Origin of the sequence: Streptomyces sp., assembly GCF_019510245.1 — a bacterium.
Taxonomy (GTDB): Bacteria; Actinomycetota; Actinomycetes; order Streptomycetales; family Streptomycetaceae; genus Streptomyces.
The window spans coordinates 1-14486 of record NZ_JAEKKT010000131.1 but is presented as its reverse complement, the minus strand read 5'-3'; the positions used below and the strand labels follow the sequence as shown (position 1 = coordinate 14486).

Genomic DNA, 14486 nt, shown 5'->3' with positions numbered 1-14486 from the left:
ACCGCGCGGAACCGCGCCATCGTCGGCTTCAGGTCGATGACTGGGGTGCCGGAGACCGCGTCGGGGCGCACCACCGTCAGTTGGCGACGTGGACGGATGGGATGGCGCAGGACGCCACCCCGATGCGGTTCGGTCTGCGGGGGTCGTGGCCGGCGAAAACGCCAATGGGCGGGGTTGGAGGTAGCCGTCGTGGTCCGGGAACCGGTCGAGGAGGAAGAGGACCTCCAGTGGGAGAAGCCATCTAGACCCTTGGCGCAGGGCCTCGGCCTTCGGCTCCGGGCTGGGGAAGTCGGTTCGTCCCGCGCCGGGTGACGGCCCCCGGCGGCGGGTTTGCCCCAGTGGGGCATAGGGAGGACCACGGGCCCTCACCACGGCAGGCGTCAGCCACCGCGCCGGGTGCTACACGGACGCCGACCGCTGCAACGCCGAAGCCGCCCGACGCCACTGGGCCGGAGTGCCCGGCGTCCGGAGGCGGACGTCGGGCACTGTCGGACTCCGGCGGAGGGATTACGCGGCGAGTTCCTTGGTGATGCGGTCGAGCATGAACGCGGAGGATTCGTGGGCGCGTTCCTCCCAGGCGAAGACGCAGGCGGTGGCGACGCCGTCGAAGTTCAGCTCGCGCAGGGTGCTGAAGAAGGCGTCCCAGTCGACCTCGCCCTGACCGATGTCGAGGTGCTGGTGGATACGGGCCGGGGTGCCGGGCGGATTGAGGATGTAGCGCAGGCCGGAGGAGCCCTTGTGGTTGAAGGAGTCGGCGATGTGGACGTGCTGGAGCTTGTCACCGGCGTAGCGCATCATCGCCGCGATGTCGGCCTTCGGGTCCGTCCCGGACAGGTGGAAGGAGTGCGGGGCGCAGTAGAGGTAGTTGACCCACGGCTTGTTGATCGCGCGGACGAGGTCGACGGCCGGGGTGTTCTCCTCGCAGAAGTCGTCGGGATGGGCCTCCAGGTTGAGGGCGATGCCCTCCCGCTCGAACAGCGGCAGCAGTTCCTCCAGCGAGCGCCAGAACGCGGCCTCGCTCTCGGCGGCGCGCTCGGGACGACCGTTGAACTCGCTGTTCATCAGCGGGCATTCGAGGTCGGCGGTGATCTCGATCATCCGCTTCCAGTAGCGGACGGCGGCCTGCCGCTCGGTCTCGTCCGGTGAGGACCACTTGTACAACGGCAGTACGGAGCACAGCTTCACGCCGTGCGTGCGCAGGGCGTTCTTCAGTTCGGCGATGCGCTCGTCGTCCGCGCGCGGGTGGAGGAAGAACGGCATGAAGTCGTCACGTGGCGACAACTCGATGTATCGGTAGCCTAGTTCGGCCACCGTGCGGACCATGTCGTCGATCGGCAGGGCACGGAACATGTACGGGTCGAGGGCGATCTTCACGCGGCACCTCCGTAGAAGGCGGGACGGGGCTTGAGGTCGGTGGCGACGACGCGGCCCGACTCAAGGGCCTCGACGGTCGCGCTGGTGATGACGGTCGCGGCGTAGCCGTCCCAGGCCGACGGGCCCGTGGGCTCGTTGCCGGCCGTCAGGTTGGCTATCCACTCGCGGAACTCGGTGTCGAAGGCGTCCGCGAAGCGGCCCACCCAGTCCGTCAGCACCTCTGTGCTGTGCTGACCGGCGCTGCGCAGGCCGACCGTGGCCGGGTCGGGCAGCCGGACCAGCCCCTCCTCGCCGACGGCCTCGCACTGGATGTCGTAGCCGTACTGGCAGTTGACGAAGACCTCCAGGTCGATGCGGACGCCCTTGGCGGTCTCGAAGAGCATGATCTGCGGGTCCTTGAGGTGCTCGAACCGCTTGCTCGTGGCGCGCGGGGTGATCACCTGGGTGGAGATGATCTCGTCGTCGAGCATCCAGCGCAGTACGTCCACCTCGTGCACCGCCGTGTCCAGGGCGGCCATGGAGGACGTGTACGACTCGGGGACGGTCGGGTTGCGGTGGGCGCAGTGCACGATCAGCGGCTCGCCGATCCGGCCGGAGTCGATGACCTGCTTCATCTTCCGGTAGCCGGCGTCGTAGCGGCGCATGAAGCCGACTTGGACCAGCCGGCGGCCGTGCGCCGTCTCGGCCTCGACGATCTTCAGGCAGTCCTCGGCGGTCGTGGCCAGCGGCTTCTCGCAGAAGACCGGTTTCCCGGCGGCTATGGCATTCAGCACGTGCTCGGCATGGGTCGGGCCCCAGGACGTCACGAGGACGGCGTCGACGTCGTCCGCCGCGATCAGGGCAGCGCCATCGGGCAGCACCCGGGCGCCGACCGGCGCCGCTGCCTCCTCGGCGCGGGTGGCGTCGAGGTCGGTGACCGCGGTGACGCGGGCACCTGTGACGGTGTCGGTGAGGCGCCGGATGTGCTCCTTGCCGATCCAGCCGGCGCCGATGACCCCTACACGTACAGTCATGATCGTTTCCTAACTGGGTCCGACTGGGAGAAGCGCGCCCGGAGTTCGGCTTCGAGGGTTTCGAGGGTGCGGCCCTTGGTCTCGGGGACGTAGAGCTTCACGAAGGTGAGCGAGAGGACGCCCGCCACGACGAAGAGGAAGAAGGTGTTGGAGACTCCGATCCCGGAGACCAGCAACGGGAAGACCAGGCCGATCGCGAAGTTGGTCAGCCACAGCACCACCGCCGCGACACCCATGCCGAAGCCGCGCATCCGCATCGGGAAGATCTCCGAGAGCATCAGCCAGGTCACCGGGGAGATCGCGCCCTGCTGGAAGGCGAGGAAGGTGACCGTCATCGCGAGCACGGCGTACGCCCGGCCGTCGCCGGACGGCAGCGTCAGCGAGAACACACCGATCAACAACAAGGCGGCCGTGGTACCGATCTGGCCGGTCATCAGCATCGGCCGACGGGGCACGCGGCCCAGCAGCCAGATGCCGACGAAGGTGGCCAGTACCGAGATGACGCCGTTGGCGATGTTGGCGGTCAGGGCGCTGTCGGCGGCGAAGCCTGCGGCGGTGAGGATCTGGGTGCCGTAGTACATGATCGTGTTGACGCCGGTGATCTGCTGCACGATCGCGATGCCGAAGCCGATGAACATCAGCTTGCGCAACCACGGCGTGGAGCGCATGTCCTGCCAGCCGCCGAGCCTCTCCTGCTCCTCCTTGACCGCGAGCGCGGAGACCTCGGCGAGCTCGGCGTTGGCCCGCTGCTGGGAGCGCACCTGCTTGAGCACGTCGAGAGCCTCGGTGAAGCGGGTCTGGGAGGCCAGCCAGCGCGGGCTCTCCGGCATCACCAGCATGCCGAACCACAGCACCACGGCCGGGATGGTGGCGAGCACGAGCATCCAGCGCCACACCCCGCCGGACTCGCCGCCGACCTGGGCGATGATCGCGTTGGAGGTGAAGGCCAGCAACTGCCCGCTGACGACCATCAGTTCGTTACGGGTGACCAGCGCGCCGCGCCGCTCGGCGGGGGAGACCTCCGCGAGGTAGACGGGCACGGTCACCGAGGCGCCGCCGACCGCGAGGCCGAGCACGAACCGGGCCACCACCATGACCGCGACGTTCGGCGCGAGTGTGCAGCCCAGCGCGCCGACGAAGAAGATCACGGCGAGGGTGAGGATCGTACGGCGCCGTCCGCGCGCGTCCGACAGCCGGCCGCCGGTGATCGCGCCCAGCGCCGCGCCGAGGAGCAGCGAGCTGGTGACCATGCCTTCGGTGACCGCGGTCAGACCGAGGTCGTCGGTCATGTAGGGCAGGGCGCCGTTGATGACACCGGTGTCGTAGCCGAAGAGCAGCCCGCCGAAGGTGGCGATCACGGTGATGACGCGCAGCCGCCGGGAGACGGCGGGCGGGGCGTCGTTCGTGAGGGTGGGGGCCTGAGCCGCGTCGTCCCTGACGGTCATGGCGGCCTCCTACCGGTCGAGGTTCGGGCGTCGGGTACCCGTCAGCCCGCAGCCGGCCAGGTGCTCACGCGTGCTGACCGCGATGGGCAGCGGCACCTCGGGAGCGCACGGGTACAGGTCCTGTTCGACGATCACGAACAACTCGGCGTTCAGCTTGGCCAGTTCGGTCACCACGTCGGCCGGGTTCGGCACACCGGCCGGGGGCGACACACATACTCCGCGCTTGACGGCCTCGCCGAACGACAGGTCCTCGGCGGCCACTTGGGCCAGCACCTCGGGGTCCATCTGCTTGATGTGGACGTAGCCGACGCGCTCGCCGAAGCGGCGGATCAGATCGAGGTTGTCACCGCCGCCGTACGCCACGTGCCCGGTGTCCAGGCAGAGGTTGGTGTAGCGCGAGTCCGACTCGTTCAGCAGCCGTTCGATCTCCGGCTGGGTCTGGATGTGGCTGTCGGCGTGCGGGTGGATAACGAGGCGTACGTCGTACTCGTCGAGGAGCAGCTTGCCGAGCCGGTCGGCGGCCTTGCCGAAGCCGGCCCACTGCTCGGCGGTCAGCTCCGGCGACTCCGTGAACGCGCCGCTCTTCTCGTCCCGGTACATCGGCGGGATCAGGACCAGGTGGTGGGCGCCCGCGGCAGCCGTCAGCGTGGCGACCTGGCGGACGTGGGCGAGCATGTCGTCCCAGGCTTCCGGCCGGTGCAGTGCGCCGAAGGCGGTGCCGCCGGAGACCTGGAGCCCGCGGGCGTCCAGCTCTGCCTTCAGCCGCTGGGGGTCGGTGGGGAGGTAGCCGTACGGTCCGAGTTCCAGCCACTGGTACCCGGCCGCGGCCAACTCGTCGAGGAAGCGGGTGTACGACACCTGGTGCTCGTCCTCGGGGAACCAGATGCCCCAGGAGTCGGGGGCGGAGCCCAGGCACAGGTTGCCGGCGGTGGTGCGGAGCGGGGATGGCGCCGTTGCCATGGCGTGTCCTTTGGGGGGGGAGGGACGGGGGTCAGTTGGAGGTGGGGAAGTCGAAGCCGGCGGCGATGTTCTGGGTCTGCTGGGGCCAGCGGGTGGTGACGACCTTGGGGCGGGTGTAGAAGCGGACGCCTTCGGGGCCATGGATGGGGTTGTCGCCGATGAGGGAGTCCTTCCAGCCGCCGAAGGAGTAGTACGACATCGGGACGGGGACGGGCACGTTGATGCCGATCATGCCGACGTGGATGGTGCGCTGGAATCGGCGGGCGGCCTCGCCGGAGGCGGTGAACAGGGCGGTGCCGTTGCCGTAGGGGTTGGCGTTGATCAACGCGATCGCTTCGTCGAGGGACTCGGCGCGCACGATGGCCAGGACCGGCCCGAACAATTCCTCCTTGTAGGCGTCCATCTCGGCGGTGACGTGGTCGAGCAGGGACGGGCCCGTGAAAAAGCCCTCCTCGTGGCCGTCGACCTTCAGCCCACGCCCGTCGACGACGACGGTGGCGCCCTGGGCGGCGGCGGTGCCGACCGCCTTCTCGACACGTTCCTGTGCGGCCTTGGTGACCAGCGGGCCCATCTCCGTGCCGGGCACGTCACCGGGGCCGACCTTCACCTCGCGGGCCTTGCGCTCCAGGACCTCGACCAGGCCGTCCGCCGCGTCGCCGACGGCGACGGCCACCGAGACGGCCATGCAGCGTTCGCCCGCGGAGCCGTAGGCGCCGGCCGTGATGTGGTTGGCGGCGAACTCCAGGTCCGCGTCCGGGAGGACGACGGCGTGGTTCTTGGCGCCGCCGAGGGCCTGCACTCGCTTGCCGTGCGAAGTGGCCTGCTCGTGCACGTACTTGGCGATCGGCGTCGATCCGACGAAGGAGACGGCCTCGATGCCGGGGTGGGTCAGGATCGCGTCGACCGCGTCCTTGCCGCCGTGCACGACGTTGAAGACGCCGTCCGGGAGACCTGCCCTCGTGTACAGCTCCGCGACGAAGTTCGCGGCGGAGGGGTCGCGCTCGGAGGGCTTGAGGATGAACGTGTTGCCGGTGGCGATGGCGATGGGGTGCATCCACAGCGGGACCATCGCGGGGAAGTTGAAGGGGGTGATGCCCGCCACCACACCGAGCGGCTGGCGGAAGTTGTGCACGTCCACGCCACGCGAGACCTGGTCGGAGAAGCTGCCCTTGAGGACGTCGCCGAGGCCGCAGGCGAACTCGACGACCTCACGGCCGCGGGTGATCTCGCCGCGCGCGTCGTCGACGGTCTTGCCGTGTTCGGCGGAGATGATCCGGCCGAGTTCTTCCTCGTGCTCGACGAGGAGCTGGCGGAAGGCGAACATGACCTGGGTGCGCTGGGTGAGGGACGACTCCGACCAGGTCTCGAAGGCGCGGGAGGCTGCCTGGACCGCCGTGTCGACGTCGGTGGCGCCGCCGAGGACCACCTGGGCCTGCTCCAGTCCGGTGGCCGGGTTGAACACCGGCTGGGTGTCGGAGGCTGAGCCCGGGGTGAGGGAGCCGTTGATCCAGTGCTCGATGGTCTTCACGGTGCGGGTTTCCTTTTCGGGGACGGGGTCTTACAGGTAGTGGCGCTGGGTCTGCTTGTGGCCGGCGTAGGTCTCGTAGGCGGCCTGAGTGGTGCCGAGGGCGGAGACCTCACTGACCGGCACGTCCCACCAGCCGTGGCCGGGCGGGTTGGGCCCGTAGAGGTCGGTCTCGACATGCACGACGGTGGTGCGGCTCGACGCCCTGGCCTTCTCCATCGCGGTGCGGAAGTCCTCGACGGTGGCGGCGTGCAGCACGTCGGCGCCGAGCGATGAGGCGTTGGCAGCCAGGTCGACAGGGAGGACGTCGCCGTCGAGCTGACCTGAATCGCCGTTGCGGTAGCGGTACTTGGTGCCGAAGCGCTGTGAGCCGAGCGACTCCGACAGGGCGCCGATGGAGGCGAAGCCATGGTTCTGGACCAGGACGATGATGACCTTCAGGCCCTCGGAGATCATGGTCACGATTTCCTGCGCCATCATCAGATACGAGCCGTCACCGACCAGGACGACGACCTCGCGGGAGGGGTCGGCCATCTTGACGCCGACGCCGGCAGCGACCTCGTAGCCCATGCAGGAGTAGGCGTATTCGACGTGGTAGGCCTTGGGGTCCCGGGCCCGCCACAGCTGCTGCAGGTCACCGGGCATCGAGCCGGCCGCGTTGATGACCACGGCGCGGTCGTCGAGCACGGAGTTGAGCGCGCCGAGGATCTCGGTCTGAGCAGGCAGCGGGCGGTGGCCGATGGTGAAGCACCGGTCCTCGATCTCCCTTGTGCGGGCGATGAGGTCGCGGGTGCGTTCGCGGTACGACGGGTCGACCTCCCAGTCCGTGAGCGCGCCGGCGAGGGCCTGGATGCCCAGCCAGGCGTCGGCGACCAGTGGTTCGGCGGAGTGCTTGACGGCGTCCAGGCGGGCGACGTTGAGGTTGACGAAGGTGACGTCGGGGTTGGCGAAGACGGTGCGGCTGGCGGTGGTGAAGTCCGAGTAGCGGGTGCCGATGCCGAGGACGACGTCGGCTTCCTTCGCGAGCTCGTTCGCCGCGTACGAGCCAGTGGAGCCGATGCCGCCGACCGCGTAGGGGTGGTCCCAGGGGACGGCGCCCTTGCCTGCGTGGGTGTCGGCGACCGGGATGCCGGTGGCCTCGGCGAACGCCCGCAGGGCGGTCTCGGCACCGGAGTACACCGCCCCGCCACCGGCCACGATCAGCGGCTTCTTCGCGTTGCGGAGCAGGCGGGCGGCGCGCTCGATCGCGGCCGGTTCCGGCACCGGGCGGCCGACGTGCCATACCCGCCGCCGGAAGAAGGAGAGGGGCCAGTCGTGGGCCTCGGCCTGCACGTCCTGCGGCAGCGCCAGCGTCACTGCGCCGGTCTCCGCCGGGTCGGTCAGCACCCGCATCGCTGCCAGCGCGGCCGGGATCAGCTGCTCGGGGCGCGAGACGCGGTCGAAGTACTTCGACACGGCGCGGAAGGCGTCGTTGACGGTGACGTCGCCGCCGCGGGTGTCCTCCAGCTGCTGCAGCACCGGGTCGGCGGCACGGGTGGCGAACATGTCGGACGGCAGCAGCAGCACTGGGATCCGGTTGGTGGTGGCCAGCGCCGCGCCGGTGATCATGTTGGTGGAGCCGGGGCCGGTCGAGGCTGTGCAGGCGAAGGTGGCCAGCCGGTCGCGCATCTTCGCGTAGGCGACCGAGGCGTGCACCATGCCCTGCTCATTGCGGGCCAGGTAGTAGGGCAGGTCCGCCTCGCCGGTGGTGGCTGCCTGCAGAAGCGCCTGCCCGATCCCGGCCACGTTGCCGTGGCCGAAGATGCCCCACACCCCGGGGACGAGGCGCTGTTCCTGGCCGTCACGCTCGCTGTACTGATGCGCGAGGAAGCGCACCAGGGCCTGCGCGGTGGTGAGTCGGACGGTGTTCATCGCTGCGTGAGTCCTTCGAAGGGGAGCCGGTCGTCGATGTCCTGGGACTCCCAGGTGGTGCGGACCCAGCCGTGGGCGGGGTCGTCGCAGATCAGCCAGGCGCGGTCCTGGCCCGGGCCGGCCATGACGTGCCGGGAGCAGGCGCCGGCGCCGCGCAGCTCGACGGGGACGGCCTCCTTGGGCCCGTACCGAGCGGAGAGTGAGCTCCGTTCGGTACGGGCGGAGGGCAGCGCGAACAGACCTCCCTGCGCGCTGCTGATCAGGGCCGCCGACTCGGGCGGCAGATGGGCGAAGTCAGTGACCGAGGCGAACCCGCCTGTCCTGCCTTCGAGTTCGAAGGACGCACCGTCCGTGGTGACGGTGCAGGAGCCGGTCAGCGGCAGGACCAGGAACTCGGAGTCATGGGTGGACAGGGCGTGTGCCTCGCCCGGCTGCAGGGTCAGGATCCTGAGGCCGGCGTAGCCCCAGCCCGCCGACTCGGGCGTGACCAGGACGTCGTAGGGCCCGTCGGCCGAAGTGCCCCTGGGCAGGTGGTATTTGTTGCTCACAGCAGGCTCACCGCCTTGTCCACCGCACCGGCCACGTCGCCGCCCGCCGGATAGAGCAGGGAGCGGCCCACGACCAGGCCCTGCGCGGTGGGCTGCTTGAGCGCCTTGCCCCAGGACGCGAACGCCGCCTCCGGGTCGGTCACCTCACCACCCAGCAGCAGGGCCGGCAGGGTCGAGGAGGCCAGCACGCGCTCCATGCCGGCCACGACCGGGAGCTTGAGCCAGGTGTAGGCGGTACGTCGGCCCAGCCCGGACGCGATCGTGACGGACTTGACGACGGCGTCCGTCGACAGGTCGTTGCGGATCCGGCCGTCCTGCCATGCCGACATGAACGGCTCGACCATGGCGATGAGGTGACGGTCATTGAGCTCGTTGACGGCACGCGCGGTCTCGGACAGGGCGGCCGGGGTGGCCGGGTCGTCGAGGGCGATGCGGGTGAGCATCTTGCCGCCGTCGAAGCCCATCGCGGCGATGGTCTCGGCGTCGTAGCCAGTGAATCGGTCATCGATCTCGAACACCGAACCCGCCAGCCCGGCCCGGTTCATCGAGCCGAAGACGCTCTTGCCGTCCAGGACGCCGAGCAGGAGGAGGTCTTCGAGAATGTCGGCGGTGCCCAGCACGCCGGTCACGCCGGGGCGCTCCAGGGCGGTGCACAGGCGGTCCAGGAGCTCGGAGCGGTCGGCCATGGCGTTGGGGTCGCCGCCCACACCGTTGGCGCCGCGCGCGGGGTGGTCGGCAGCGATGATCATCGCCTTGCCCTGCTCGCCCAGCGGCGAGGTGGCCTTCACTCGGCGGGCGGCGGCGGCCGTGATGGCGCCGGGGTCGCCCACGCGGGCGGACACGATCCGGCTCAGTTTCTCACACCGCACGGGCCACCTCATCGAGCTTGGCGTTGACTTCGACCTCGGTCGGCATGGCGTCCGAGCAGGACAGTCGGCCGGCGACGAGGGAGCCGGCGGCGTTGGCGAAGGACACCGCGCGGCGGGTGTCCCAGGCGGAGAGCAGGCCGTGGCACAGGGCCCCGCCGAAGGCGTCACCGGCGCCGAGGCCGTTGACCACGGCGACCGGGACCGGGGGGATCTCGGCGACCGCGCCGCTCTGGTCCATAGCCAGGACGCCCTTCGGGCCCTGCTTGACCACCGCCAGCTCGACACCGGCGGCCAGCAGCGCCTTCGCCGCCGCGTAGGGTTCGCGCTCGCCGGTGGCGACCTCGCACTCGTCGAGATTGCCGATCGCCACCGTGCTGTGCCGCAGTGCCTGGCCGTACTGGGTGCGCGCGTGGGCGGCGTCGGACCAGAACATCGGCCGCCAGTCCAGGTCGAACACCGTCACCGCGCCCTTCGCCCGGTGCTCCAGTGCCGCCAGGGTGGCCGAGCGGCTGGGTTCCTCGCTCAGCCCGGTGCCCGTCATCCAGAACACCGCCGAGTCCCGGACCGCGCCCAGGTCCAGCTCATCGGCGGTGATGTCCAGGTCGGGTGCCTTGGGCAGGCGGTAGAAGTACAGCGGGAAGTGGTCCGGCGGGAAGATCTCGCAGAACGTCACCGGGGTCGGCGCGATGTCCGACGTACCGACGAAGCGGCTGTCGACCGGGTCCCGCCCGGTCTTCGTGATCACCGCGGCCGTACGGCCGTACCGCGCCGCGGCCACCGCGACATTGGTGGGGCTGCCGCCCAGGTACCTGCCGAACGAGGTGACCTTGGCCAGCCCCACGCCCGTCTGGAGCGGATACACATCCACTCCCACGCGGCCCATGGTCAGCACTTCGAACGGCATAACGCTGGTTTCCCTTCGTTCCGGAGACGCCGGTGAGGGCTCCGGGGAGCTGTCGCGGAAGAATTCCTGCCGCGCTCTACTAGCGCGCTCTAGTGCGAGTACGATGACCCCAGTCCAAATGTCATGTCAATAGGTTGTTGCCAGAAGATTTCGCGATCATCGCCAAGGTCGCGGGTGTCGGAGGGGGAGTTCACGGTGGATGCATCGGGCAAGCAGCGGCCCACGATGGCGGACGTCGCCGAGAAGGCGGGCGTCTCGCGGGCGCTCGTCTCGATCGTGTTCCGCAACCAGCCGGGCGCGAGCGAGGAGACCCGGCAGCGGGTGCTGCGGGTCGCCGACGAGATCGGCTACCGGCCCGACAGCGCGGCCCGGCTGCTGGCGCGCGGCCGCAGCCGCACACTCGGCGTGATGTTCACCGTCCAGCAGACCTTCCACACGAACCTGATCGAGGGGATCTACCCCGAGGCCGAGCGCCTCGGCTACGAGGTCCTGCTGTCCGGGGCCACGTCGGGCCGCAGCGAGGAGAAGGCCGTGGAGGCGCTGCTCAGCCACCGCTGCGAGGCGGTGATCCTGCTCGGCTCCTTCGCCGAACCCGACTTCCTGGCCGGGCTGGGACGCCGCACGGTCGCGGTCTCCGTCAGCCGCCGGGTCCCGCACGCGCACGTGGACTTCGTGCACTCCGCCGAGGCCAAGGGGGTGCGCCAGGCTATGGACCACCTCGTGGAGCTGGGCCACCGCACGATCGTGCACATCGACGGCGGCCGCGGCCCCGGCTCGGCCGAGCGGCGGCGGGCCTACCGGGCGGCGATGCGCCGCCATGGCCTGGAGGCCGAGGAACGCGTCATCCCCGGCGAGCACACCGAGCAGTCCGGCATCGAGACCGGGCGTCTGCTGCTGACGGAGCGCGAGGAGGGGCGCCCGCTGCCGACGGCGGTCCTCGCGGGCAACGACCGCAGCGCGATGGGCCTGTTGATGTCCCTGACCCGTGCCAGCGTCGAGGTTCCGCGCGACATGTCCGTGGTCGGTTACGACGACAGCCATCTCTCCCACCTGATGCCGATCGGGCTGACCACCGTCCGCCAGGACGCGGGACTCATGGCCGAGCACGCCGTCCGGTTCGCGGTGGAACGGCTGGAGGACCCTCAACGTGAGCCTCGGGAGGCCGTGGTGGAGCCGAAGCTGGTGGTACGGGGGACCAGCGGGCCGCCACCGAAGCGCTGACGCCGAGCGGCGGTCAGGCCCTCGTACGACGCTGCGGTGCCGCCTCTGCCCGGACCGCTCCTGAGCCCTCGCCGGGGAAGGAGATGCCGCACAGTCGGCGGATCTCGTCCATCACCCGGAGCGTGGACACGGAGTCGTCCAGCGGCCGCAGCGGCGTCTGGAGCCGTCCGGCGCCGATGCATCGGGCCACCTCCGCGGCCTCGAAGTGCAGGGCGTCGTGGGCGGTGCGCGCTTCGCCGTACGACAGCGGTGTCCCGCCGCCCGCCGGGGTGAGGTGCACCTCGCCGGGTTGGTAGAAGGGGCCCGACAGGCTCAGGGTGGCCTGGGTTCCGGCGACCGTGGCCGTGGTGGGCGTGTCGCTGAACAGCGTGGTGTGGACGCTGCCCTGGCCGCCGTCGGCGTCGCGGAGGAGGGCGGCGGTCTGGCCGTTGACGCCCGCCGGGTGGGGCTGGGCGAAGGCCTGGACCTCCACCGGCTCGCCGAGCACCGACACGGCGAAGGAGAGCGGGTACGTGCCCAGGTCGAGGAGGGGCCCGCCGGCCAGGTCAGGGCGGAGAATGCGGTGGCCGACCGCGAAGTGCTCGCCGTGGTCGGCCAGTACGGTGCGGATGTCACCGAGGACGCCCGCGTCGAGGATCTGCCGTACGACGTCGAATCTGGGCAGGAAGAAGGTCCACAACGCCTCGGCGCAGAACAGGCCGCGCTCCGTGGCCAGTCGGGCGATCTCCGCGGCCTGGGAGGCGTTGAGTGCGAGGGGCTTCTCCACGAGCGTGTGCTTGCCGGCCGTGAGGGAGATCCGGGCGCAGTCGAGGTGGGCGGTGTGCTCGGTGGCGACGTAGACGACGTCGAGGTCCGCCGCCGCTGCCAGCTCCTCGTAGGAGCCGTACGCGTGCGGGATGCCGTGGCGGCCCGCGAACTCCTTTGCGCGGGCGCCGTCACGCGACGCGACGGCCGTGAAGATCTGCCGGGTGTGGCGCTGCACGGAGGAGATGAAGCGCTCGGCGATCCAGCCGGTGCCCAGAACACCCCAGCGCAGTGCGGGCGCTTCCATCGAGGCCGGAGTGCGCGGGGCGGGAAGGGTGGTGGGGAAGGCGGGCATGCTCAGACCTCCGGGACCTGGACAGCGACGCTGCGGCCCCCGTTCTTCATGGACGTGATGACAGCCTCGGCCACCGCGCTCGCCACCAGCCCGTCGTCCGCGGTCGCGAGTGGGGAGGGCGTGCCGGAGGCGACCGCGTCGGCCCAGGCCTGGAGTTCGAGGCGGTAGGCGTCGGCGAACCGGGGGCGCCAGTCGGCCGGGTGGCCGAGGGAACGGGCGCGGGCGGAGTCGGTGACGACGCGCGCGGGGTGGGTCAGGGCCAAGGTGCCGCGCTCGCCCACCACCTCGCAACGGACGTCGTAGCCGTAACCGGCGTTGAGGAACACCTCGACGGTGGTCAGCGCGCCGTCAGCGGTGCGCAGCAGCATCAGTTGCGGGTCGCGCAGGCCAGTGACCGTGCTCGTGGAGCGGGCGGCATGCCAGCTCACCTCGTCGATTCTCGAGTCGAGCAGCCAGGGCACAGTGTCGAACTCGTGGACGGCCGACCCGGTGATGCTGAGTTCGTCGGTGGCACCGGGAGCTGAGAAGACGCCACGGCTGACACAGTGCAACAGCAGCGGCGCCCCGCAGACACCGTCCGCGATCGCATCCCTGAGCTCGGTGTACGCGGGGTCGAAGCGGCGCATGAAGCCCAGTGAGATCAGCCGTCGGCCCGTCTGCCGCTCCTCTCGTACGACACGGACACATTCGGCCGATGTGGGAGCCAGGGGCTTCTCGCACAGCACGGCTTTCCCGGCCCGTACGGCCGCGACGGTCAGATCGGCGTGGGTGGTGTCGTGCGAGGCGATGACGACGGCGTCGACCTCCGGATCGCCTATCAGGGCATAGGGGTCATCGGTCGCACGCGCCCCGGGGACGGTGTCCGTGACGGTGGCGGCCCGCTCCACGTCGATGTCCGCGACCATGGTGACCACGGCCCCGGAGACATGACGGTGCAGGGTGTTCACGTGATCGGCGCCCATGTTGCCGGTGCCGATCACTCCGATGCGTACGGTGCTCATGCGAGGTCTTCCCCAAGGTGGCTTGGATGCCGGTGGGCGCCTTCGGCCAGGCGTCCTGGGGGCGGGGGCCTGTGGCCGGACCGTGACGCCCACCTGGCATGTGTGGACAGTTGACGCGTGCGCCGTTGTCAGGACGCGGCCGCCTCGCCCGTGGCCGCCACGGGTACGGTGAGGTCGACCTCTTCGGGGAGTTCTTCGACGTCGACGCCGCGGACCTGAGACAGCTCGTGTTTGAGTGCGGCGAGTTCGGTGCCGCCGGCCATGTGGTGGGTGAGGTCTTCGAGAGTGATCCGGCTTCGTTCGGCGGACAGTTCGAGGGTGCCCAGGCGCAGCACGCTGAAGTGGTCGCCGACCATGTAGGCGTGGTGCGGGTTGTGGGTGATGAAGATGACGCCCAGACCGCGCTCGCGGGCGGCGGCCACGTACTTCAGCACGACACCGGACTGCTTGACGCCCAGCGCGGCGGTCGGCTCGTCCAGGATCAGCACACGGGCGCCGAAGTAGACGGCGCGGGCGATGGCCACGCACTGGCGCTGGCCGCCGGAGAGGGTGCCGATGGGCTGGTCGAGGTTGTCCAGGACGATGCCCATGTTGCGCAGTTCTTGGTCCGCGGTCT

At 70.3% G+C, this 14486-nt stretch carries 13 protein-coding genes; 1 reads left to right on the top strand and 12 read right to left on the bottom strand.

Annotation, left to right across the window (positions count from 1 at the left end; genetic code table 11):
- Window positions 1-507 precede the first annotated feature (507 nt).
- The 9 genes from JF597_RS17180 to iolC are packed head-to-tail and all read right to left on the bottom strand — an operon-like array spanning window position 508 to window position 10549.
- A complete protein-coding gene (locus JF597_RS17180; protein ID WP_293995345.1) occupies window positions 508-1374 on the bottom strand; it encodes a sugar phosphate isomerase/epimerase in 867 nt (288 codons plus the stop codon).
- Complete coding sequence (locus JF597_RS17175; RefSeq protein ID WP_293995342.1) at window positions 1371-2387, bottom strand: Gfo/Idh/MocA family oxidoreductase; 1017 nt, start codon at window positions 2385-2387, stop codon at window positions 1371-1373. The genes JF597_RS17180 and JF597_RS17175 overlap by 4 nt, the downstream gene beginning before the upstream one ends.
- On the bottom strand, window positions 2384-3832 hold the full coding sequence (locus JF597_RS17170; protein WP_293995339.1) for a sugar porter family MFS transporter: 1449 nt from the start codon (window positions 3830-3832) through the stop codon (window positions 2384-2386). The genes JF597_RS17175 and JF597_RS17170 overlap by 4 nt, the downstream gene beginning before the upstream one ends.
- Window positions 3833-3841: 9 nt before the next feature.
- A complete protein-coding gene (locus JF597_RS17165; protein WP_293995336.1) occupies window positions 3842-4792 on the bottom strand; it encodes a TIM barrel protein in 951 nt (316 codons plus the stop codon).
- Between the two features lie 31 nt (window positions 4793-4823).
- Window positions 4824-6320: a CoA-acylating methylmalonate-semialdehyde dehydrogenase gene (locus JF597_RS17160; protein WP_293995333.1), complete on the bottom strand. Its 1497-nt coding sequence runs from the start codon at window positions 6318-6320 to the stop codon at window positions 4824-4826.
- Between the two features lie 30 nt (window positions 6321-6350).
- On the bottom strand, window positions 6351-8228 hold the full coding sequence (iolD, locus tag JF597_RS17155) for a 3D-(3,5/4)-trihydroxycyclohexane-1,2-dione acylhydrolase (decyclizing) (protein ID WP_293995330.1): 1878 nt from the start codon (window positions 8226-8228) through the stop codon (window positions 6351-6353).
- Complete coding sequence (locus JF597_RS17150) at window positions 8225-8776, bottom strand: 5-deoxy-glucuronate isomerase (protein WP_293995327.1); 552 nt, start codon at window positions 8774-8776, stop codon at window positions 8225-8227. The genes iolD and JF597_RS17150 overlap by 4 nt, the downstream gene beginning before the upstream one ends.
- Window positions 8773-9645, bottom strand: a complete 873-nt coding sequence (locus tag JF597_RS17145; RefSeq protein ID WP_293995325.1) for an aldolase — start codon at window positions 9643-9645, stop codon at window positions 8773-8775. Before JF597_RS17145 ends, JF597_RS17150 begins: the two co-directional genes overlap by 4 nt.
- Complete coding sequence (iolC, locus tag JF597_RS17140) at window positions 9635-10549, bottom strand: 5-dehydro-2-deoxygluconokinase (protein WP_293995322.1); 915 nt, start codon at window positions 10547-10549, stop codon at window positions 9635-9637. The genes JF597_RS17145 and iolC overlap by 11 nt, the downstream gene beginning before the upstream one ends.
- A 225-nt stretch (window positions 10550-10774) precedes the next feature.
- Between iolC and JF597_RS17135 the strand changes: the two genes are divergently transcribed.
- Window positions 10775-11770, top strand: coding sequence for a LacI family DNA-binding transcriptional regulator (locus JF597_RS17135; RefSeq protein ID WP_293995481.1), 996 nt, complete (start codon window positions 10775-10777; stop codon window positions 11768-11770).
- Between the two features lie 13 nt (window positions 11771-11783).
- Here the strand turns inward: JF597_RS17135 and JF597_RS17130 are convergent, their stop codons facing one another.
- The 3 genes from JF597_RS17130 to JF597_RS17120 form a co-directional block, all read right to left on the bottom strand.
- The gene (locus tag JF597_RS17130; RefSeq protein WP_293995319.1) at window positions 11784-12869 is read right to left on the bottom strand and encodes a Gfo/Idh/MocA family oxidoreductase; all 1086 of its coding nucleotides are present in this window, start codon (window positions 12867-12869) and stop codon (window positions 11784-11786) included.
- A 2-nt stretch (window positions 12870-12871) separates the two neighbouring features.
- The gene (locus JF597_RS17125) at window positions 12872-13870 is read right to left on the bottom strand and encodes a Gfo/Idh/MocA family oxidoreductase (protein ID WP_293995316.1); all 999 of its coding nucleotides are present in this window, start codon (window positions 13868-13870) and stop codon (window positions 12872-12874) included.
- A gap of 128 nt (window positions 13871-13998) precedes the next feature.
- A partial coding sequence (locus JF597_RS17120; RefSeq protein WP_293995314.1) for an ATP-binding cassette domain-containing protein occupies window positions 13999-14486 on the bottom strand: 488 nt, incomplete at its 5' end.